The sequence below is a fragment of the Bradyrhizobium sp. CCGUVB1N3 genome (genome assembly GCF_024199925.1).
Taxonomy (GTDB): Bacteria; Pseudomonadota; Alphaproteobacteria; order Rhizobiales; family Xanthobacteraceae; genus Bradyrhizobium.
This window is the reverse complement of sequence record NZ_JANADR010000001.1, coordinates 25,916-46,530: the sequence shown is the minus strand read 5'-3', so window position 1 is coordinate 46,530 and position 20,615 is coordinate 25,916. Positions and strand designations below refer to the sequence as shown.

At 60.5% G+C, this 20,615-nt stretch carries 19 protein-coding genes; 8 read left to right on the top strand and 11 right to left on the bottom strand.

What is annotated here, in order from left to right:
• Positions 1–133 precede the first annotated feature (133 nt).
• Positions 134–1,153 carry a zinc-binding dehydrogenase gene (locus NLM33_RS00225; protein ID WP_254093652.1) on the top strand — a complete coding sequence of 340 codons (1,020 nt, stop codon included), beginning with the start codon at positions 134–136 and terminating at the stop codon, positions 1,151–1,153.
• Between the two features lie 23 nt (positions 1,154–1,176).
• Here NLM33_RS00225 and NLM33_RS00220 read toward each other — a convergent pair whose 3' ends face one another.
• From NLM33_RS00220 to NLM33_RS00200, 5 genes are read right to left on the bottom strand one after another with little or no spacing between them, the layout of a single operon-like run.
• Positions 1,177–2,394, bottom strand: coding sequence for an ABC transporter substrate-binding protein (locus NLM33_RS00220; RefSeq protein WP_254093650.1), 1,218 nt, complete (start codon positions 2,392–2,394; stop codon positions 1,177–1,179).
• A gap of 25 nt (positions 2,395–2,419) precedes the next feature.
• Complete coding sequence (locus NLM33_RS00215; protein ID WP_254093648.1) at positions 2,420–3,115, bottom strand: ABC transporter ATP-binding protein; 696 nt, start codon at positions 3,113–3,115, stop codon at positions 2,420–2,422.
• Positions 3,112–3,810: an ABC transporter ATP-binding protein gene (locus NLM33_RS00210; RefSeq protein ID WP_254093646.1), complete on the bottom strand. Its 699-nt coding sequence runs from the start codon at positions 3,808–3,810 to the stop codon at positions 3,112–3,114. The genes NLM33_RS00215 and NLM33_RS00210 overlap by 4 nt, the downstream gene beginning before the upstream one ends.
• A 1-nt stretch (position 3,811) precedes the next feature.
• Positions 3,812–4,843: a branched-chain amino acid ABC transporter permease gene (locus NLM33_RS00205; RefSeq protein WP_254093644.1), complete on the bottom strand. Its 1,032-nt coding sequence runs from the start codon at positions 4,841–4,843 to the stop codon at positions 3,812–3,814.
• Positions 4,840–5,697, bottom strand: coding sequence for a branched-chain amino acid ABC transporter permease (locus NLM33_RS00200; protein ID WP_256570504.1), 858 nt, complete (start codon positions 5,695–5,697; stop codon positions 4,840–4,842). Before NLM33_RS00200 ends, NLM33_RS00205 begins: the two co-directional genes overlap by 4 nt.
• A 357-nt stretch (positions 5,698–6,054) precedes the next feature.
• Between NLM33_RS00200 and NLM33_RS00195 the strand changes: the two genes are divergently transcribed.
• Complete coding sequence (locus NLM33_RS00195) at positions 6,055–6,930, top strand: MaoC/PaaZ C-terminal domain-containing protein (RefSeq protein WP_371929882.1); 876 nt, start codon at positions 6,055–6,057, stop codon at positions 6,928–6,930.
• Between the two features lie 63 nt (positions 6,931–6,993).
• Here the strand turns inward: NLM33_RS00195 and NLM33_RS00190 are convergent, their stop codons facing one another.
• The 3 genes from NLM33_RS00190 to NLM33_RS00180 form a co-directional block, all read right to left on the bottom strand.
• Positions 6,994–7,998, bottom strand: a complete 1,005-nt coding sequence (locus NLM33_RS00190) for a hypothetical protein (RefSeq protein ID WP_254093641.1) — start codon at positions 7,996–7,998, stop codon at positions 6,994–6,996.
• A gap of 47 nt (positions 7,999–8,045) precedes the next feature.
• The gene (locus NLM33_RS00185; protein WP_254093640.1) at positions 8,046–9,338 is read right to left on the bottom strand and encodes an MFS transporter; all 1,293 of its coding nucleotides are present in this window, start codon (positions 9,336–9,338) and stop codon (positions 8,046–8,048) included.
• Positions 9,339–9,458: 120 nt separating this feature from the next.
• Complete coding sequence (locus NLM33_RS00180) at positions 9,459–10,613, bottom strand: ecdysteroid 22-kinase family protein (protein WP_254105608.1); 1,155 nt, start codon at positions 10,611–10,613, stop codon at positions 9,459–9,461.
• 77 nt (positions 10,614–10,690) lie between these two features.
• Here NLM33_RS00180 and NLM33_RS00175 point away from each other — a divergent pair, with 77 nt between their 5' ends.
• Positions 10,691–11,623, top strand: a complete 933-nt coding sequence (locus NLM33_RS00175) for a LysR family transcriptional regulator (protein ID WP_254093639.1) — start codon at positions 10,691–10,693, stop codon at positions 11,621–11,623.
• A 66-nt stretch (positions 11,624–11,689) separates the two neighbouring features.
• Here the strand turns inward: NLM33_RS00175 and NLM33_RS00170 are convergent, their stop codons facing one another.
• On the bottom strand, positions 11,690–12,859 hold the full coding sequence (locus tag NLM33_RS00170) for a phosphotransferase family protein (protein ID WP_254093637.1): 1,170 nt from the start codon (positions 12,857–12,859) through the stop codon (positions 11,690–11,692).
• Positions 12,860–13,025: 166 nt separating this feature from the next.
• Here NLM33_RS00170 and NLM33_RS00165 point away from each other — a divergent pair, with 166 nt between their 5' ends.
• From NLM33_RS00165 to NLM33_RS00155, 3 genes are all read left to right on the top strand, one after another.
• Positions 13,026–14,327 carry an ABC transporter substrate-binding protein gene (locus tag NLM33_RS00165; RefSeq protein WP_254093636.1) on the top strand — a complete coding sequence of 434 codons (1,302 nt, stop codon included), beginning with the start codon at positions 13,026–13,028 and terminating at the stop codon, positions 14,325–14,327.
• A 68-nt stretch (positions 14,328–14,395) separates the two neighbouring features.
• Positions 14,396–15,544, top strand: a complete 1,149-nt coding sequence (locus tag NLM33_RS00160) for a thiolase domain-containing protein (RefSeq protein WP_254093635.1) — start codon at positions 14,396–14,398, stop codon at positions 15,542–15,544.
• Entirely contained in the window at positions 15,544–15,933 is a 390-nt protein-coding gene (locus NLM33_RS00155; RefSeq protein WP_254093634.1) for a Zn-ribbon domain-containing OB-fold protein, read from the top strand. Before NLM33_RS00160 ends, NLM33_RS00155 begins: the two co-directional genes overlap by 1 nt.
• 32 nt (positions 15,934–15,965) lie before the next feature.
• Here the strand turns inward: NLM33_RS00155 and NLM33_RS00150 are convergent, their stop codons facing one another.
• The gene (locus tag NLM33_RS00150; RefSeq protein ID WP_254093633.1) at positions 15,966–17,156 is read right to left on the bottom strand and encodes a CaiB/BaiF CoA-transferase family protein; all 1,191 of its coding nucleotides are present in this window, start codon (positions 17,154–17,156) and stop codon (positions 15,966–15,968) included.
• Between the two features lie 25 nt (positions 17,157–17,181).
• A complete protein-coding gene (locus tag NLM33_RS00145) occupies positions 17,182–18,480 on the bottom strand; it encodes an enoyl-CoA hydratase-related protein (protein ID WP_254093631.1) in 1,299 nt (432 codons plus the stop codon).
• Between the two features lie 125 nt (positions 18,481–18,605).
• Here NLM33_RS00145 and NLM33_RS00140 point away from each other — a divergent pair, with 125 nt between their 5' ends.
• Entirely contained in the window at positions 18,606–19,787 is a 1,182-nt protein-coding gene (locus NLM33_RS00140) for an acyl-CoA dehydrogenase family protein (protein WP_254093629.1), read from the top strand.
• Positions 19,788–19,850: 63 nt separating this feature from the next.
• Positions 19,851–20,609, top strand: a complete 759-nt coding sequence (locus NLM33_RS00135) for an SDR family oxidoreductase (RefSeq protein WP_254093627.1) — start codon at positions 19,851–19,853, stop codon at positions 20,607–20,609.
• Positions 20,610–20,615 lie beyond the last annotated feature (6 nt).

The following is a 20,615-nucleotide window of genomic DNA, read 5'->3' as shown; positions in this document are numbered from 1 at the left end:
GTGTATTATATTTGAAACGGACTGCAACAGCAATTTGGCCAGTTCCAGCTTCGTGCTGGATCTTCTGATTCCTGTTTCGTGATCTAGTGCATCAGTTTCGTGACCTGCGGCGGAAGCAAAGAGGGAGGCAAGCATGAAGGCGGCAGTCCTGGAACGACGCGGCGCGGACGGCGTGGTCTGGCGCGATTTCCCCGATCCCCTGCCGGCTGCAGGCGAGTCCGTGCTGAAGGTTGCGGCGGCATCGGTCAATCGCGTCGATCTCTACATGCGCGACAATGGCAACGGCATCACCCATCAATTGCCACAAGTGATGGGCGTCGAAGCGGCTGGCGAGATCGTCGAGGCCGCCCCGGGAAGCGGGCTGAAGGTGGGTGCGAAGGCGGTGCTCTTCTCCGAAGCTTTTTGCGGCAAATGCCGTTACTGCCTGGCGGGCGATCAGTCGCTTTGCGAGAACGTCAAGATCATGGGTGAGCATCGCCACGGCGGCTTCGCAGACTACATCGCAATGCCCAGCGCTTGCTTTTTCCCTCTTCCCGACGATACGGATTTGGTGGCTGCGGGCGCTTTGATGACCGGCCATCTTACCGCCTGGCGCATGCTGTTCGGCAAACGTGCGCTGCAACCCGGCGAAAGCGTCATGATCGTCGGCATCGGCGGGGGTGTCGCGGTCGCCTGCCTTCAGCTTGCAAAGCTGGTCGGTGCCCGCGTCTTAGTCACCTCCTCCAGCGACGAGAAAATCGCCAGGGCCATCAAACTGGGCGCGGATGGTGGCGTCAACTATCGGAAAGACAGGGTATCGGCCGCGATCCAGCAGATGAGCGGTGGCGGTGTCGACATGGTGATCGACAGCGTCGGAGAAGCGAGCTGGGGTGAATCGCTGCGTTCCCTACGTCGCGGCGGCCGCCTCGTCACCTGCGGTGCGACCACGGGTTCCAACCCGCCGGCCGATCTGCAGCGGGTGTTCATCCGTCAGCTGGAGATATATGGCTCGACCGGCGGCAGCGTCGGGGAATTCCGACAGCTGCTCGATGTGTTCAATCGCGGCTTGGTCAAGCCGGTGATCGACTCCTCCTTCAAGATGGCGGACACCCCTTCGGCCCTTGCACGACTCGCCTCCGGAGCGCAGTTCGGCAAGGTTTCGCTCGTGGCTTAGCCACGAGCGAAACGAGATCAGCGTCACATCTTGCAGGCGGGATCCACTGGCGGAATAATGTCAGCTCCCGGCTCGATCTTCTTGATCTGGTAGGCCGGCTTGCCCTCCGGACCCATCGCGATCTGACTGATCGCCATCCGCCGCGCCGTCTGATGATCACCCGCGCGGACCTCCACATCCCCCAGCACCGTCTCTGTCTTGAGGCCGGACAGCGCCGCGCGAACCGCGTCGATGTCGGTCGAGTTCGCTTTCTGAAGCCCCGCTGCGATCAATTCGATTGCAGCATACTGGTCGGCGCTGGTGTAGGGCGGGAGCTCGCCGTTGTACTTGTCCTTGTAGGCCTTCACGAAGGCTTCGGCTTTCGCGCCGGGGAAGCCGGCCACGAAGCCGATGTTCTGGTAGACGCCCAGCACGGTCTCGCCCTGCGCTGGTAACGTCTGCGGGATCACGAAGGAATTGCCCAGTACCATCTTGTACTTCTTGAACAGGCCGAACTGTTGCTGCTGCTTGGCGAGATTGATCGCATCGCTGCCGAAGATCGTCACAAACAGGCCGTCTGCCGGATCGGCGCCGAGCTCCGAAATCTTGGTACCGAAATCCGGCGTGCCGTTGGGCGAGAACAGGGTCTTGCCAATGGTTCCGCCCTGTGAGGTCACCAGCGCCTTGAACTTGTCCGCAGAATCACGCCCGGCTGCATAGTCGACCGCGATGATGTCCCACTTCTTGATACCCTGGTCCTTCAAGAACTCCCTGAAGGCTCCCATGATCATGGAGTCGTTTGCATTGACCCGGAAATAGTTCGGCGTGCAGTTCTTTCCGGTGAGGCCGTCGGCATTGGCCATGACTTCCAGCATGATGGCCTTCAGCGCCGGCAGCTTGGCCTGCAGTGCAGGCGTCACCGCCGATGTGTCCATGCCGGTGATGAACATCGCACCGTCCTTCTGGACTGCGCGGGTGGCGCCATCCACCGCGGTATCGGGCGTGCCGGGATAGGAGATGAAGGTCGCTTCCAGCTTCTTGCCTGCCGCGCCGCCGGCGGCGTTGATCTGCTCGATCGCGAGGTTCACAGCCTTGACCTGGGTGTCCTTCAGCCCTGCGAGCGGTCCACTGTCGATCAGGAGTACGCCGATCTTGACCGTATCCTCGGCAATGGCGGTCGTCGCGACGGTGAACGCCAGCGCAGCGCCGATGGTCGCCGTGCGCAGCGCCCCGAAAGCCGGCCCTGTGGATGATATCTTCATTTCCTCCCTCCTCTGCTTGTTTTTGCTAGAGCGCCATCAAAGCCTGGTTCTCCGGTGCCCCGATGGCGTCAATCGCGCCTGTCCCGACGACTTCCCCTTTCGCCAGAATGACAAACCGATCGGTTGCGCGCCTGACGAGGCTGAGATGCTGCTCGACTACAAGCACGCCGGTCCCGCCGCTGCGGATTGCGTTGAGCGTGTCGACCAACCCGTCGATCAGCACTGGTGAAAGACCTTCCGAGGGCTCATCGAGCAGGATGAGGCTAGGATTGGCCATCAGGGCGCGGCCGATCGCCAGCATCTGCTGCTGGCCGCCGCTCAGCATGGTGCCGGGCCGATCGGCGCGCTCCTCGAGCACCGGAAACAGCTCGTAGATGGTCTTCAAGATCCAATGCCCTGCCCGGCCGGTCGACCGGCCCAGCAGCAGGTTCTCCTTGACCGTCAGGTTCGGCAGGATGCGCCGTCCCTGCGGTGCAATCGACACACCAAGTTTCGCAGCCGTGTAACCCGGCAGGCTGTCGATCCGGCGGCCGCGAACCCAGATCTCGCCGGACGAGATAGTGGTCTCGCGAAACACAGAGAGGAGCAGAGTCGACTTGCCGGCGCCGTTGCGGCCGACCAGCGCGACCGATTCTCCCTCCTCGACCGTGAGGTCTATGCCGCGCAATACGGTGGATGCGCCATAGCCCGCAAACAGCGACTGGATTCGCAGCGCGCTCATGCCGCCGTCCCCAGATACGCCGCGATCACGCGATGGTCGGCGCGAATTGCTTCGGGTGCCCCTGTGGCGAGATGTCGCCCGAGATCCAGCACGGTGACCATACCGCAGCAGGCGAACACCGCATCGACATCGTGCTCGACCACGACGGCTGCAATCCGCCGCTCGCGGACGAGATCGCGGACATGCTCGAACAGACGCAGCGTCTCCGTGGCTGACAGGCCGGCCCCCGGCTCGTCCATCAACAGCAGACGGGGACGACCGATCAGTGCTAGCGCGACGTCGACCCGGCGCTGAACGCCGTAGGCGATGCGCCCCGCTTTCTGGTCGAGATAGCCGCCGAGATCCATGACCTCGATGACATCGTCGAGTCGATCGTCGCCAAGATGCTGCGCGACCAGCTTGAGTTGGTCATGCACAGTCAGATCCTGGAAGATGCTGGTGCGCTGAAACGATCGCGCCATGCCCTGCCGGCGACGCCAGCTGATCGATCGGCGCGTGATATCCTCGCCGCAATAGCGGACGCGTCCAGAGCTCGGACGCCGGCGGCCGCAGATCGCATCAAGCAAGGTGGACTTGCCCGCCCCATTGGGGCCGATGACCCCGTGCAGGACGCCATCACCGTGAACCTCGAGATCGACGTCACTCAGCGCGCGCACCGAGCCATAACTCACCGATAGTTTCTCGATCGCGAGCATGTCAGGTCTCCCGCCGCCAGCCGAGCCGCTTCGATAGACCGGATAGCCCACCGACGACACCGCGCGGGAACACGACGATGAACACGACGATGGCGATGCCGGTCAGCAATTGCGTTAGCCCGCGCGCGCCGAACTCATCCTGTGCAAAGGAGAAGATCAGCCCGCCGAGGATCGGCCCGAGCGAACCGGAGATGCCGCCGATCAGCGCGGCGACCAACGTATTGGTGCTGACAAACAGGCCCAAGCTCTCCGGCGATACGAAGCCGGCATTGAGTACATGCAGAAAGCCCGCAATCGCGGCCACGACGTTGACGAGGACATATCCGATCAGCCGCGGCAGGAAGGTATTGAATCCGGAAAAGCGCATCCGCTCCTCGTTCTCCCTGATAGCGCGGAGCATGGCACCGAGACGGGACCGTCCGATCCCCCAAAATGCTAGTCCGACCAGCGCGGTCACGACGAAGGCGAGTGACCAGAACTGCGCCGGATCCGTAAAGCGAGCTGCGTCGACGCCGAGAACCGATCCATTGATCCGCACCACGAGTCCGTCGGCGCCGCCGGTATAGTCGCGCAATCCCTCAAGCAGCACTGCGTGGCTCACCATCTCGCCGGCGGCGAGTGTCAGCATCATGAAAGCAAGCGGGTTCGTTCGGACGATCAATGCGCCGAGCATGGCCGAATAGACAAGAAGAAGCAGGAATGCGACACCCAATGCCACCGTCGGTGTGAGGCCCCAATCGCTCATGCCGATCGCGAAAAGATATCCGGCGCCGCCATAGATACTGGCAGCCCCAAGCGCCACGAGCCCAGCTTGATTCATCAGGAAGGCGACACTTAGGGCTAGTAAACCCAACAGCAAGCCCTCACCACCAAGTCGGAGTACAAAATCGCTGGCGAGATAGGTCGGAACGACTGCGCCCGTGGCTAGCCCGATCAGTCCGACGATGATTGCCAGCGGCCTCCGGGAAATCGAGCCACCAAATGTAGCAGCCGCAGGTTCGTGCAGGCCTCCCATCATCGCATCGTTGCTCAACCCAGCACCCTCCCGCGCCCAATGCCGCCCGGTGCGATCAGCAGAACGACCATCAGCAAGATGTAGGGCACGAGCGCCGCGAGATTGGGCAGAAAAACCGATCCCGCGACCTGAACAAAGCCGAACAGCAGCGCCGCAACGATTGCGCCGCCAATACTGCCGGTACCACCGATCACAACGATGATCAGGCAGTTCACGATCATGACGACGTCCATTCCGGGATCGACCGACAGATAGGGCCCGGCCAGCACACCGGCGATGCCGGCAAAGGCCGTGCTGAGGCTGGTGACCAGCAGACTGAGGCGGTCGGCATTGATTCCCATCATGCGCGCGACCGAGGGGTCTTGGCTAACCGCCCGCACATACAGTCCCGACGAGGTCGAGCGCAGCCATAGCGCGAGCAGCGCACAGGAGCCGAGCCCCATCACAATGAGGAAGAGGCGGTATACGGGGTAAGAAAGGTGGAGAATGGTGACCGATCCCGAAAGGATCTTCGGGGCGTCGACGCTGCGCGCCTCGCCACCGTAGATGTAGATGATGATTTGACCTACGATGATGCCAAGACCCAGCGTGACCAGCGCGACTTCGATGTGCGAGCGCCTCTGCAACGGCCGCAGGGCCAGATACTCGAATGCGATCCCAAGCAACGCCAGCAGGATCGGGACCAGCAGCAGTGCCAGCCAGAATCCCCCGACGGTGGCTATCGTATAGCCAAGATAGGCACCGAGCATGTAGATCGCGCCATGCCCGAAATTGATGACGTCGCGCAGACCGTAGATCAAGGCAAGCCCGCTCGACAGCATGATCAGCAAGGAGGCGAGCGCCAGCGAATTCGCGATCAAGAGCGCGATCACGACGGTATGACCTTGTCACGATGCATCGATGCGCTGCACACGCTTTTCCGATGCGCCGCCAGCCTAGGCGCTCGACCTCGCAAACGGCCCTCCTGCCACCACGCGGCATCCGCAGCGGATATCCGATCGCGCTGCGTGCCGGCCTTCAGCATTCCCCTTGTCCTGTCGGACAATCTCGAGTTCAATGCTCGATTAGTACACTGGCTTATCATATACTGGTGTTCGACGCAAATCCAAATGGAAGCCGTGCGCTGCGGCATCTCGCGCAATGGGCGGTTTGCACAGAGATCCGATTGCCGACACTCGTACGCAGCTCAACGATTTAAAGTATCGCGTCGTGCACGCTAAGGGGACCCGATGAACCTTGATCATGTTGTCGCGCGGCGTTTTGCGCCGAACCATCAATCCTACGATTGGCGCGATTGCGCGCTTTACGCGCTCGGCCTCGGCATGGGCGACGACCCCTTGGACGAGGACGAATTGCCTTACGTCTACGAGGGCCGCGATCAACGTGCCGTCCCAAGCATGAGCGTAACGCTCGGCTGGCCGCCTCTCTGGATCGCCGAGCCCGAGACCGGCATTGCCTGGACCAAGGCCTTACATGGCGAACAGCGTCTCACGCTGCACCGCCCACTGCCGGTCAGCGGATCCATTCGTGCCGAACACCGCGTCAGTGCTGTCGAAGACAAGGGGCCGATGCGCGGCGCCCTGCTCTACCTCGATACCGAGCTGTTCGACGCTACCAGCGGCGAGCGACTGGCCACCCTCTGCGCGACGGATTTCCTGCGTGGCGATGGTGGCTGCGGCAATTTTGGTTCGCCGCCCGTCGCGATCACACGAATAGCTGACGAGGCAAGATCCAGCACCAGTATCACTTACCGGACTCCGCATCAGGCGGCGCTACTTTATCGCCTCGTCAGCCGCGACTACATGCCTATCCACGCCGACCCCTCGGTCGCCCGCGACGCAGGCTTTGATCGACCAATCTCGCACGGCTTGAATACGCTGGGCCTCGCCTGCCGCGCGATCCTAAAGAGGCACGCGCCGGGCCGCCCAGAGTTGATCGACACGCTGGCAGCGAGATTTATCGCGCCAGCCTATCCCGGCGATACGATCCGGTTCGACCTGTTCGAAACAGACGAGGCAATTCGGTTTCAGGCGTGGGCGCTCGAAAGACAAGTGATGTTGCTCGATCGAGGCGAATGCCGGCTCCTCGATCCTTCACGAGCTTAGTCCACACCTCGGGCACTCAGACGGTCCATGGGCCCCGCGGCACACGGAACGTCCGCCTCCTCATCAACTCGTGATCGCAGGAATACGGTCGGTCCAACGTCGCCCACGCAATCTCGCTTCTACCGCAAGCGAATGGTTTTCCTGCGCGGAGCCATGACCAATCCTACCGCCGAGCTCCCACCTGATCAGACCGATCCAGCAGATCGCATTGCCGTAAGCGCGCCACGGGGCGCCGGCGAGAGGAACGCCGCGCAACTGATGTTTCCGGCCCCGCTGATCCGTGACGAGGGCATCAATGACAATCGGCGTAATGCCGAGCCGCGTCATCGTCATCTCGACGTTCATGATCGCCATCACCTCGCCATTGTCGAGCAGATAGCCATGGGCAAAGCGCTGATCTTCACCAGCCGGCTTCTCGGGATCGAGATGCATATGGAAACGAAATCCCAAGGCTTCGCCAAATTGAGCCCAAAGAGAGTTCATCGGCGGGATCTCCAGTTCCGGCCGAGGACCCCAGCTATGGTTCATTCTGTCGACGATATCGATCGCGTACTCCTTGCCTCGCAGTCTCAGGGTACCCCTGAAGCGGCCATGCATGTCGTAGTGACCTTTGTAACCGCTGCCCATCGACGTGCGCGCCAGCCGCTCCTGCTCGGTTTTGCCGGCTAGCTGATTCTGGTTCGGATCGTGGATGTCGAACGGATCCATGATTCCTATAATGTCCATATGCAGTTCGGTGCCCTCACGACCGACATAGTCGATGCGATAGTCGTGGGGCGGCTTGACGGCCTTTATGCTCAGTCCGTTCGGACCGTGAATGTGTGAAAACCGTTCCGGCGCCGGAAGATGGAAGCGAGTGTCGACATACAACGCTTCGAATTCGGTCTCACTGACGGCTCCGATGAAACGGACGTCGTTCTGCATGCATCCAAGGACAGGGCGAACGCAGACATAAATGTGACCGAAGATGCGCTCCTCGGGAATAGATACGGGCAGGTAGTAGGTCTCTCCCCAGGTGTAATCGTCCTTGTCTGTGAAGTGATATTCGAGATCTTGCGCAGTGATCATTAGATTCGCCCTTCGCTTTCGGCCCGTTCGGTCGCACGGCCCCGGATTCACGCATCGGATTTTTTGAAACAGATCGACATGAGCACGCCTGAGATCGCGACACTGGCCGCGATGGCGTACATGCCAAGGACGGTCGAACCGGTTGCGTCAGTGATCAGGCCAAGCATGTAAGGGCTGACAAAGCCGCCAAGATTTCCGATCGAGTTGATGGTTGCGAAGCCAACCGCGGCCGCCCCACCGATGTAGATTCGCGCGAGGTTGGCCCAAAACACCGTCGAGGCGGACAGGATACCGACTGCCGCCATCGTCAGGCCGAACAGCGATAACGGAATGCTGGTGCTGAAATAGGCGCTCATCCCGAACCCGATCGCAGTCCCCAGAATGGCAATCGTCCGCACCGCACCTCTTCGTCCGGGGCCATCCGAAAACGGGCCGACAAAAACGACTGAGAGACCAGCCGCCAACCACGGCAGCGCGGACAGCCAGCCGATCGTCATCGTGTCCGAAATCCCGGCCTGCTTGATCAACTGTGGCAGCCAGAACGCGATGCCATAATAGCCAATCAGGAGGAAGAAATAGGCCAGGCAGGCCAGCAGCGTCTCCGGCTTCCGTAGCGCATCCCTATAGGTGTGCGCATCGGCTGTCCTTGCAAGCGTCGTGACGGCATCCTGTGCCACCCGCTTTTCATCGTTGGTCAACCAATTGGCATCCTTGATGTCGTTCGCCAGGCCGAACAGAATAAGTGGCGCGACAAGCACTGTCAGACCGCCCTCGATCGCAAACAGCCATTGCCAGCCGGAGTATCCGGCCGCGCCGTGGAACTGCGTCATGATCAGACCCGAAAGCGGCCCCGCCGCAACGAATGCAATCGGCACGGAGACCCAATAAAGAGAGTTGAAGCGGCCGCGTTGGCTGTCTGGGACCCATTGCGACAGGTACAGCATGACACCCGGTGCGGTCCCGGCCTCCGCGGCGCCGATGACGAAGCGTAGAACGTAGAACCAGGTCGTATCCGTCACGAAAGCCAATCCGATTGTGGCCATGCCCCAAGTCAGAACAATGCGGGCAAACCAGATCTTGGCGCCCACTTTTTGCAGCGCAACGTTGCTTGGAATCTCGAACAGGAAATAACCAATAAAAAAGATGCCGGCGCCGAGGCCGTACGCAGCATTGCTGAAACCCAGCTCCTGACGCATTTGCAGGGCCGCAAATCCGACGTTGGCCCGGTCGAGATTGGCAAAGAGGAAGATCAGAATAAGGATCGGGACGATCCGCCAAGCGATCTTGGTGTAGAGGCGGTCTACGGCTACGATTGGACTTACGTCAGTTGTCGTCGTCATCTGTTTCCCCCACGAAGCTTTGTTGGTCGACAATTCGCCTTGCTAGTTTCCTGGCCGGTTCCCGCAGCAGCTGGAATGCAGGCGCTTCGAACCTGCGGCCTTAGCTTTGAGGCTTCGCATTCATCGGAATTCCGGGAGCAGATCGAGCACGTTCCAATCCAGCATGGCCGTGACGGCACGGTTCATTAGCGCGTGCTTGCGCCTCAATGCTCGTTCGTGGGTGTTGATGTTGATGCCAACGATGTACAAAACCGTGCAAAAGTCGAACAGCATCGCCTTGCGGTAGTCTTCGCGCGCATCTTCTAACGAATATCGTATCCCGAACGATCCGATACGTTCGACGTAACGCCGCAGCAGCTCGTGCTCGTTGGCACGCCTGTCGTCCACGTTCATGCTGTGACTGACCAGATAGGCGAAATCCCGCATCCCCTTTGACGGACGCACGGCTTGCCAATCGACCGCGACGATCGGGTCTTTGCCGTTTTGCCCAAACAACAGATTGTCGAGACGAAGATCGCCGTGCCCCAACGTTGACGGCTGGGAGGTAAGCCATTTCTGAAGCGGGACGATGGCGTCGAGATAGGCTTCGCGCGCGGAACGGAAGCGATCTGGCACATGCTCTCCGAACCGCGCCTCCATCTCAGTCCAGGCGGTGACATACCGGTCGCGCGACGGCATCACGAGCGGTGCGAGATCCACCTTCGCCATCTTGCCCCAATATGGACCGTGCAATTGAGCCATGAGATCGATAGCAAGGCGGGCCTCTTCGACCTTGAGGCCGACCGTTTCGTCGCCAGGGCGGTGGTTGGGAAGATCCTCGAGAAGAAGCGCAAAGAATTCGCCGTCGCACGTCGTCTCGGCGAAGTAACATCCCGGCGCACGAACGCTCGCGGCCTTCAACAGGACATTGTAACAATCAATTTCTCTCTGATAGAGGCCGATCGCCTTCGACGCCTTCCGCCTCACCGGATCAGTCGTTGCGAATTTCACAAACAGGCTGGCCGGTCCCTTCGTCGGTGTTCCCGATTGTGCATAGCGCAACGTCAAGCGCGCAGATTCGCCCGTTTGCCCGAAACCAAGTCCGATCGGGGTAGCCTCGAAGCCATCGACCCTTTCGCTTGGCGCTATCAGCCGGTTCGCTCGCAAGACGTTCGTCAACCACGCAGGATCGACTTCCCCTAACGAAACAGGAAAAGCAGCGCTCATCGTTCCTCCCGCAGGCGACGGTGCTGTATTCCGTCCTGCAAATTGTCTTCTTGTCGTCAGAGGTAGCACGCCGCTCAAAGTTGACGCGTTCGAATCTGCGGTGATAGACTTATCGGCCAATCCGATAAGACGTTTGCAAGGTGAGGATGCCACCCATCGAGTCACGTCAACTCCGCTATTTCATGTATCTGGCGGACGAGCTGAGCTTCAGTCGAGCAGCTCGGAAGGCGAATATTTCGCAATCGTCGATGACCGACCAATTGCAGCGGCTCGAGGATGTCTTGGGCGTACGCCTTGTCGATCGGAACAGGCGCAACGTTTGCCTGACACCCGCTGGAAGCGTTTTAAGGCGAGAAGGCCAGGATTTGCTCGAGCGGATCGAAGCATTGGCCGAGAAGACGCGTGCGGCGGGTGGCATTTCCAGGGAGCGATTGCGGATCGGCTACTCCGAGATGGCTCTCAGTTCGCCCATGCCGCGGATCATCCAGAACTTTCGGCATCGCTACCCCGACACGGATACCATTCTGCTTGAGCAGTCGTCCAATGGCTCTGAACGCGCATTGTTGCACGGCACCTTTGATTGTCTGTTCGTGCCAGACTTGCAGGCGCACCCAAGGATTTCGAGCTTGGGCATTGGCAATGACACGGTACTTGCATGCATGCCCGACTCCTGCCGCCTGCTCGATAGCCCTTCGGTATGCCCTGAACAGTTCCGAGAGGAGTCCATCATTCTACCCGAGGAAGGGAGCCGCTTCGGTGATCGAATAATGGCCGCATTTGCGCGCGCGGACGTCCGGCCAAAGATCGCCGCCCGAATGTCCCGTGCATCTGCGATCCTGACGCTCGTCGCTGCCGAGGCTGGAATTGGGTTCATTCCGCTGTCCCTTGTCGGCCTGGTACCGGATGGCGTGGGAGTTCGACCATTTGCCAACCCGCCTTTGACCATCCCCTTTTCGTTGGTATGGCGGAACGATCCAGCCAATTGCGTCGTCGAACGCTTCGTCGCGATCGCGCGCGAAACTGTCGGGCAAGCCGATAAACTAGCGTCCGGGAGCACGATGGCGATCTCGTCTGCGTGAAGACGCTCGCCGCACGTCCAGTGCCTCGATACGACTATACTTCGCGATTTCCGTTGGCGAGATCGATCAGCCGAGCGAGTCCAGATCGGCCATTGCCGTTGCAATGCGTCCGATCATCGCCAACGTCGTTTCCTCTGACTGCATGGCCGGCAACAAGGGCGAATGGCACAAGGTAATCGTCCACATCAGGAGCGCGTGCACCATCTGTTGGCGATAATGCAGGAAGCTCCGGTCGAAGTCCGGCCTGGTCCCCGTCAATTCGGCGAACCGGTCGATGTAGCGACGGAGCAGATCCTTTTCCCAATTGCGGCGATCGTCGGGCGTCAGCCCGGCCGTGACGGCATACGAAAAGTCCCGCGACCAGTGACCGCGCGCGAGGCACTGCCAGTCGCACAAGCCCATCTTCCCCACCCCCGTGCGATACCAATTGCCGATATGCACGTCGGAATGGATCAGTCCCTGCGGCTCGTTGTCGTGGACCGCAAGCGCTTGCACGGCGGCCGGCCAGACCGCTTCGCGCCGCGCGAGCACGCTCTTCGGGATGACGTGCGCTGCGGCATCGAACGCCTTTCGGGTGTAGTGCTCGAGGCTCATCTTTTCAGCGCCGATGGTGAACCATCGCGGATAGCTGGCGATCCAGGGATAGCGCGCAGCGAGTTCGCCACTGCCGTAGAAGCGCGCGTGCAGGGCAGCCAGGACATCGACCATGTCTTCCGCCATCGTACGATCGACGTAAGTCTTGGAGTTGCAAAACGTAGCAGACTTCGTTGCGACCATGTCCTCCAGGAGCAGAATCGAAGCGTAGGTCTTGCGATCGAACGCGGCGTGATAGCCGATCGGCGCCTCGATCTCGAGCTGCGGCCGCAGTTGCATATAGAACCGCCCCTCGACCCGCGCGGTACCGTTGAAGCCGCCGATCATGCGCGTAACGACACTGGGCAACGATTTCGTAAACATCGACTTCGGCAGGCCCGCGCGCTCTCCGGCTTCGTTGTAACTGACAATCAACTGGTGGCGTTCGTGGGTCCCCGCGCTTGCGGGCTTGACGACGACGGCCGTTACGATCGCCTCAGGGACATTTTTACAGAGTACAGCCGTTAGCCACTCGGGCGTAATGGCGTCGGGTGAGCACGGAACATCTTCAGGCCGTCGCGCCTTGGGCCGAACCAGTCGTTCGAAGGCAACGCGCCCGCCAATCTTGAGTGCGGCCAGTGCCGTTGCGCCTGAGGCTGCCATGATCCCTCCCTGCGCCAGTGGCAATCGTCACGCGCCGCCCGGCGAACCGTTAGTACACTTTAGTACTATTTGACCCACAATCCCGGCGGCGTCAAGGAAAGTCGGCATAGAGACAGGCATAGGCGCAAGGCTTCACCCGCAACGCAGCAAGTAAGATTGAAAGCCTATGAGCTCGCATGCGCCATATTTCCATTTCCGAAAATTTGGTATAGTAGTGTACTTCTTTAATGCATCAGCCGCGCCAGCGTCTGCAAAAACAAATATGGGAGAAAGCATGAGAATTCCGATTTTGGTCAGCGCTTCGGCTCTTTTCACGCTGGGCGCCCTCCTCGAGGCCGGCGCGGCCGACAAGCAATATGGCCCAGGCGTAACCGACACCGAGATCAAGATCGGCCAGACCGTCCCCTATAGCGGGCCAGCGTCCGGCTTCTCGAGCTACGGTCGGGTCATGACCGGCTATTTCCAGATGCTGAACGAAGCAGGTGGAATTAACGGCAGGAAGATCAACCTGATCTCCGTCGACAACGCCTTCAGCCCGCCCAAGGCCATTGAACAAACCCGCAAGTTGGTCGATGACGATGGTGTCCTGGCCGAGGTCGGGACCGTAGGCACGGTGCCGAACATCGCCGTTCAAAAGTATCTCAATCAGAACAAGGTTCCCCAGGTCTTCATTTCGGCCGGCGGACGCCGCTTCAACGACCCGCAAGCCTTCCCGTGGACCGTCCCATTCTATCCTCCGTTCGAAATGGAGGGCACGTTCGGTAAGTTCATTATCAAGAAGTTTCCAAACGCAAAAATCGCGGTGCTCTATCAGAATGACGATTACGGCAAGGACTACCTTACGGGCCTCAAGGCAGGCCTGGGGTCTGACGGCACCGCGAAAATCGTAGCTGAAGCAAGCTACGAATTGAGCTATCCGACCGTCGACTCTGAAGTCCTCAAGCTGAAGGCTTCGGGCGCCGATACGCTGGTCTATTTTACGACGCCCAAGTTTGCGGCGCAGGCGATCAAGAAGGCCAACGAGCTGAACTGGAAACCGGTCCAGTTCCTCGCAAGTCCGGTCAACTCGATCCAAGGCGTGCTGACTCCTGCCGGGCTCGACAACGCTCAGGGCGCCTATACGACTCAATTCGCCAAGCAGGCCGGCGATCCTGCCTGGGCGGAAGACGGCGAGGTAAAGGATTACGTCGCCTTTATGAAGAAATGGGCACCGAACGACAGTCCGAACGACTTCATTGCACTGTCCGGCTACATCAATGCGCAAGCCATTGCGAAAGGGTTGCAGCGCTGCGGTGACAATTTGACGCGTGAAAACCTTCTGGCGCAGGCAACCAGCTTCAACAAGGAACGGGTGGGCATGCTTCTTCCCGGGATCGAACTGTCCAACTCCAAGGAAAATTACGCCCCCTACCGCTCCTTGCGCATGGCCATCTTCGACAAAGCGTCCTGGAAGCTACTCGACGAATAGTCCCTTGAGGCCCACCGAACGTCGCCTCGGTGGGCCTCAAGCCAGAAACACACGAACGGAGACCTTCGTTGACCATCAAGGCCAAGGCCTACATTGCCGGAATCTACGAACACCCGACCCGGCATGCGCCGGACAAATCCACCGCGCAGCTCCACGCCGAGGTCGCCAAGGGCGCGATCGAAGATGCGGGGCTCTCCAAGGATGACATCGACGGCTACTTTCTGTCCGGCGATGCGCCCGGAGGCGCCTGGCCTATGGTCGATTATCTCGGCCTGAAGGTACGCCACGTCGACAGCACCGACACGGGCGGCTGTTCCTACATCATTCAGCTCGGCCATGCCGCCGAAGCGATCGCCGCCGGCAAATGCTCGATCGCGCTGATTACGCTGGCGGGCAAGCCGCGCACCGGGCCGCCGCAGGTGCGCACACCGGGCGCCGAGGCCGACTTCGAAACCGCCTATGGCGCGACGACCCATAATGCGTATGGCATGTGTGCCATGCGCCACATGCACGATTACGGCACTACGAGCGAGCAGCTTGCCTGGATCAAGGTCGCGGCCTCGCATCATGCGCAATACAACCCGCATGCGATGCTCAAGGATGTCGTGACCGTCGAGGATGTCCTGAACTCGCCGATGATCTCCGACCCCCTGCGCAGGCTTGACTGCTGCGTCGTCACTGACGGCGGCGGTGCGCTGATCGTGACCTCTCCGGAGATCGCCAGGAGCCTGAAGAAGCCGCTGGTGCGTCTCATCGGTCATGGAGAAGCGATGAAGGGTCCACGCGGCGGCAAGGATCTCGACCTCACCTACTCTGCCGGCGTCTGGTCTGGCCCGCGCGCGTTCGAGGAAGCGGGCATCACGCCGAAGGACATCAAATACGCCTCGATCTATGACAGCTTCACCATCACGGTGCTGATGCAGCTCGAAGACCTCGGCTTCTGCAAGAAGGGCGAGGGCGGCAAGTTCGTCGCCGACGGCAATCTGATCTCGGGCGTCGGCAAGCTGCCGTTCAACACCGATGGCGGCGGCCTCTGCAGCAACCATCCCGTCAACCGCGGCGGCATGACCAAGATCATCGAGGCTGTCAGGCAACTGCGCGGCGAGGCGCATCCGAAGGTGCAGGTGAAAAATTGCGATCTCGCCATCGCTCACGGCACCGGCGGCCTTTTGGGCGTTCGCCATGCCGCCTCGACGGCCATTCTGGAGCGCGTGTGATGGTAGATGCAAAAAAGTATCCGGCTCCGGTGACCAATCCGGAGACCGCAGCATTCTGGGACGCGGCCAGCCGCGGCAAGTTCATGATCAAGCGCTGTACCGCTTGCGGCGAAGCGCACTACTTCCCGCGCTCGATCTGCCCGTTCTGCTATTCCGACAAAACGGTGTGGGAGGAGGCTTCGGGCGAGGGCACGATCTACACGTACAGCCTGATGCGGAAGTCGCCGACCGGTCCTTATTCCATCGGCTACGTCACGCTGAAGGAAGGCCCGTCGGTCCAGACCAACTTCGTCGACTGCGATCTCGAGAAGCTCAAGATCGGCCAGAAGGTGAAGGTGGTGTTCAAGCCGACCGACGGCGCCCCGCTACCGTTCTTCACGCCCATCTGATGCCATCGCATCGCGTGCGGCATGGACACCAGTCAACTCACGACCTCATCGCGGCGCAGCTCCGCGATGCTGGCAGCAGATAGTCCGAGCTCGGTCAGGACGTCGTCGGTGTGCTGCCCGATCGTTGGCGGAGGAAGGCCGGGATCACGCTCTTGCCCAACGAACGTGACGGGATGACCCACGCAGTTCAAAGGGCCAACCGCGGGATGGTCGTACTGCATGATGAGCTTATCTGCCTTCGTGTGGGGATGCTCAAGAAGCTGGGCGAGCGTGTTGATCGGTGAACAGGGAATGCCAACCTCGTTCAGGGCCGCATTCCAATGCTCGACAGACTTGGTAGCAATCACTGACTGAACGTGGCGCAACGTCTCGGCACGATGCTTCACCCGTTCCGCGTTGGTCCGGAATTTCGGATCATCCACGATTGCATTCAGGCCGGCGACGCCGCAGAACTTGCGCCAGAGGTTGTCGTTGGCCACTCCGATCATGATCGGCCCGTCCGTGCCCTCGAATGCTTGGTACGGACATAACGATTCGTGGCTCGATCCGCACTTGGCCGGCTGCGTCCCCCGCTCCCAGAACGTCTGTAGATTGTAGCCGAGGAGTCCAAGTGCCGTGTCGAACAGCGATACCTGGATCGCGGCGCCCTTGCCCGACTTCTCGCGTGCAAAGAGACAAGCCAGGATGCCGCTGAAGGCATGGACACCGGTCATCTGGTCGATCGGCGAGATCGGGCTACGGATGTAGCCGCCGCCCTCGTCGCCCGTCATCGACATGATGCCGCTGAAGGCTTGCAGGATCACGTCGTAGCCTGGGGAGTTCTTAAGCGGCCCCGTCCGGCCGAAGCCGGAGATGCTGCAATGAACCAGACGATCGTTGAGCGCGCAGAGGCTTGCCGCGTCGATGCCCAGCCGCTCCGCAACGCCGGTGCCGAAACTCTCGATCGCGACGTCGGCTGATTTTGCGAGCTCATGCACAAGCTTCCGCCCCTTGTCGGATTTCATATTGATGGCAATGCTTCGCTTGTTCCGGTTGGCGCTCAGAAACACTGTGCCAAGGCCGGGCGCAGGGAACGGCGGCCATCCCCGCGTCTCATCACCCTGCCCCACCGCTTCAACCTTGATCACCTCGGCACCGAGATCGCCGAGATATTGGGCGCAAAGCGGACCTGCGAGCACCTTCGAGAGATCGAGAACCCTAATACCTTCGAGAGGCCTGGACACGACTTATCTCCTTCCTCGGGCTCGACTAGCTGAGCCCGGCAGCAAACAGGCCACCTAGGTAGGCGGGAAAGCCCGCCTGCGTGACCAGCACATAGTCGGCAGCTCGACGCTCGGAATCATCGAGTTGCGTTCGCCAGCTTGCGGCCGCGATTTCGGCATCCGCCAACCGCGCCCGCAATAGCTCCTTGCCCCAAGTTCGCGGCTCATCGTCATGCCAATAGACCGCGCCCGCAATTCGCCCATCGAACTCGACCTTGCACGGCCGCTCGACACGAAAGCCCGCCCGCGCGAACGCCTCGACAAGCTCTTTGCCACACTCGGATTGAACGCCCACCGCTTTCGAAACTTCGGCGACCGCCGCGGCGATCTTGGGATTCATACCGACCTTCTTCTGCCGCTCGTGATCCAGCCGGCCGAGAAACAAGGTCCTGATCATGTTGCGGGGCTCTCGCCTCTGGATCAGCTTTGCGAAGATCTGCATCTCCGTTCGGATCGCCGTATCGAAGTCCTGCGGGAGGCCCTGTTCGACGCAGTCGAGAATGGCTGTTGGGGCCGGATAGTGGCCGAGCGTTTCGGCCAGCATTTTGCTCCGTTTCTCTGCAATTTCTACACTCACGCGCGGCGCATCCGACGCGTGCCAAGCTAGCCGATCCCAAGGCTGTGCCGCGAGTGGACGCGACAGCACCCAGCGCTCAGCCGCCGCAACTTCTTCGCCGGGCGCCGTCAGTTCATGCGCAAGTCCGGCTGAAACAGCCTCTTGTCCTTTGAGTCGGGCGCCATCAAGCAAGACGGGCAGCGCCGCCTCTATGCCAATCAGACGCGGCAGGCGCTGAGTTCCGCCGCCGCCCGGCAATAGTCCGACAAGCGATTCCGGCAAACCAAATGTCGCTTGGGGATGATCGGCAAGCACTCTATGATGCGCTGCAAGGGCAAACTCGCAGCCGCCCCCCAAAGCAAGACCAGCGATTGCCACTGCGACCGGCTTGCCGGCCGTCTCCAGCTTTCGCAACCCATGACTCAATCGAAAGAAATGATTGAAAGCCAGGCGGTCGCGGTCGGCGGGCGCCGCGGCCATGATCATGTCGTAGGCAGTCTCCAACTCAGCCAAATCGGCGCCAGCGCAGAAGGCAATCGACTTACCGGAACGAATGACGACCCCGGCCACGTCGCTTTGCTTGAGCCAGTCCGCAAACAACCCAAGCTCCTCGATCGCAGCATTCGAGAACACGTTCATCGTTCGTCCCGGCATGTCGAAGATGAGGTGCACGACGTGTTGCTCGGTCAGTTCGAGGCGAAACTGCTTGAGCACCGGCCCGACTGTCATCGCTTGCTCTCCCCGCTACCGTTCATTGGTGTACGATCGATATTGCCTGCGTATCGTTTCGGGTTGTATACCCCAATCAAATACTGTACACTAGCGAACTAAATCAGACGAGGCGACATTTGACAATGATCGAACGCACGATCTTTCGCGAGGAACACGAGATTTTCCGGCAGACGGTCCGTCGCTTCGTCGAGAGCGAAATCGTACCCTTTCATGCCCAGTGGGAAGAAGAGGGCATCGTTCCGCGAGACCTGTGGCTGAAGGCCGGCGCGGCTGGCCTCCTCTGCTGCACCGTGCCAGAAGAATATGGCGGCATGGGCCTCGACTATCTCTTCGACGTTGTTGTGTTCGAAGAGCTCTGGCGGGCGGGAGCCAGCGGTCCTGGCTTTTTGATCCACACCGACCTGGTCGCCACCTATCTTCTGTCCTTCGGGAGCGAGGCTCAGAAACGCAAATGGTTACCCAAGATGGTGTCCGGCGAAGCGATCGGCTCCCTGGGTATGACGGAACCTCACGCCGGGAGCGACCTCAAGGCGATCCGCACGCGGGCCGCGCGCGACGGTGACGACTTCGTCATCAACGGCCAGAAAGTGTTCATCTCAAACGGGCAGCTTTGCGACTTCATTGTGCTCGCGACCAAGACCGACAGCAAGGCAGGCGCCAAGGGCGTGACTCTTTTCATCGTCGAGAGCAATCGGCCCGGCTTCAAGCGCGGCCGGAATCTAGAGAAGCTCGGCATGAGGGCACAAGATACGTCCGAGCTCTTTTTCGACAATGTTCGTATTCCCGCGAGCAACATGCTCGGTACGGAGGGGCGCGGCTTCGCCCAAATGATGACCAAACTGTCGCAGGAGCGACTCGCACAGGCCATTCGGTCTGCGACCGTCATCGAGACAGTGATCGACTGGACGCTGCAATACACATCCGAACGAAGCGCCTTCGGCCAGAAGCTCGCCGACTTCCAAAACACGCAATTCAAGTTGGCCGAGCTCCGAACCAAGGCCACCGTCGCACGCGTCTTCACCGACAAGTGCATCGCCCTATTCATGGAAGGAAAGCTCGATCCGGTCGACGCCGCCATGGCAAAGATGTTCACCTCGGAGCTGCACTGCGAGACCGTCGATGAATGCCTCCAGCTCTTCGGTGGCTGGGGTTACATGTGGGAGTACCCGATCGCCCGGGCCTATGCCGACGCTCGGGTGGTGAAGATCGCAGGCGGCTCGATCGAGATCATGAAGACGATCATTGCGCGCCAAATGTACTCGCAGCGCGGATATGACATTCAAAGGAACGGGGCGGCCTCATAGCCCCCTCGCCTTCGCTCCATCGAAGGCTGCCAAAGAAACGACAAACCACAAGGGAGATCGACGTTGAAGGGCCTATCGGGAAAAGTGGCCGTCGTGACCGGCGGCGGACAAGGCATCGGAAGAGGATTGACGCTGCGTTTGGCTGAAGAAGGCTGCAAGATCGCGATCTTCGACATCAATCCGCAAGGCGGCGAAGACACCGCAAAACTCGCGCCGCAGGCCGTCATCAAGACCTATGCGGTCGACGTCGGCGATGCCGCCTCCGTCGATGCCGCGGTCGGCAAGGTCGAGGCCGAGCTCGGCCCGATCTGGCTTCTGGTCAACAATGCCGGCTGGGACCGTCCGATGCCATTCCTGAAGACCGATCGGGAGCTCTGGGACAAGATCATCCGCATCAATCTCTACGGACCGCTCAATACCCACAAGGCGATTGCGCCGCTGATGGCCGAGCGCGGCGGCGGCCGCATCGTCAACATCGCTTCCGACGCCGCCCGCGTTGGCACCAGCGACGAGGCCGTCTACTCGGCCTGCAAGGGTGGCCTTATCTCGTTCACGAAATCGCTGGCGCGCGAGCTGGCACGCAAGAACGTCCTGCTCAATGCCGTCTGCCCAGGTCCAACCAACACGCCGATGATGGCATCCGTGCTTGGCGAGGGTGAGCACGCCGTGAAATGGAAAGACGCGATGGTTCGGGGCATCCCGCTCAAGCGGATGGGTGAACCCGACGATTACGGCGGGATTGTTGCGATGCTCGCTTCCGACGACGGCAAATTCATCACCGGGCAAACCATCTCCGTCTCCGGCGGAATGAACATGATCTAACGCGCG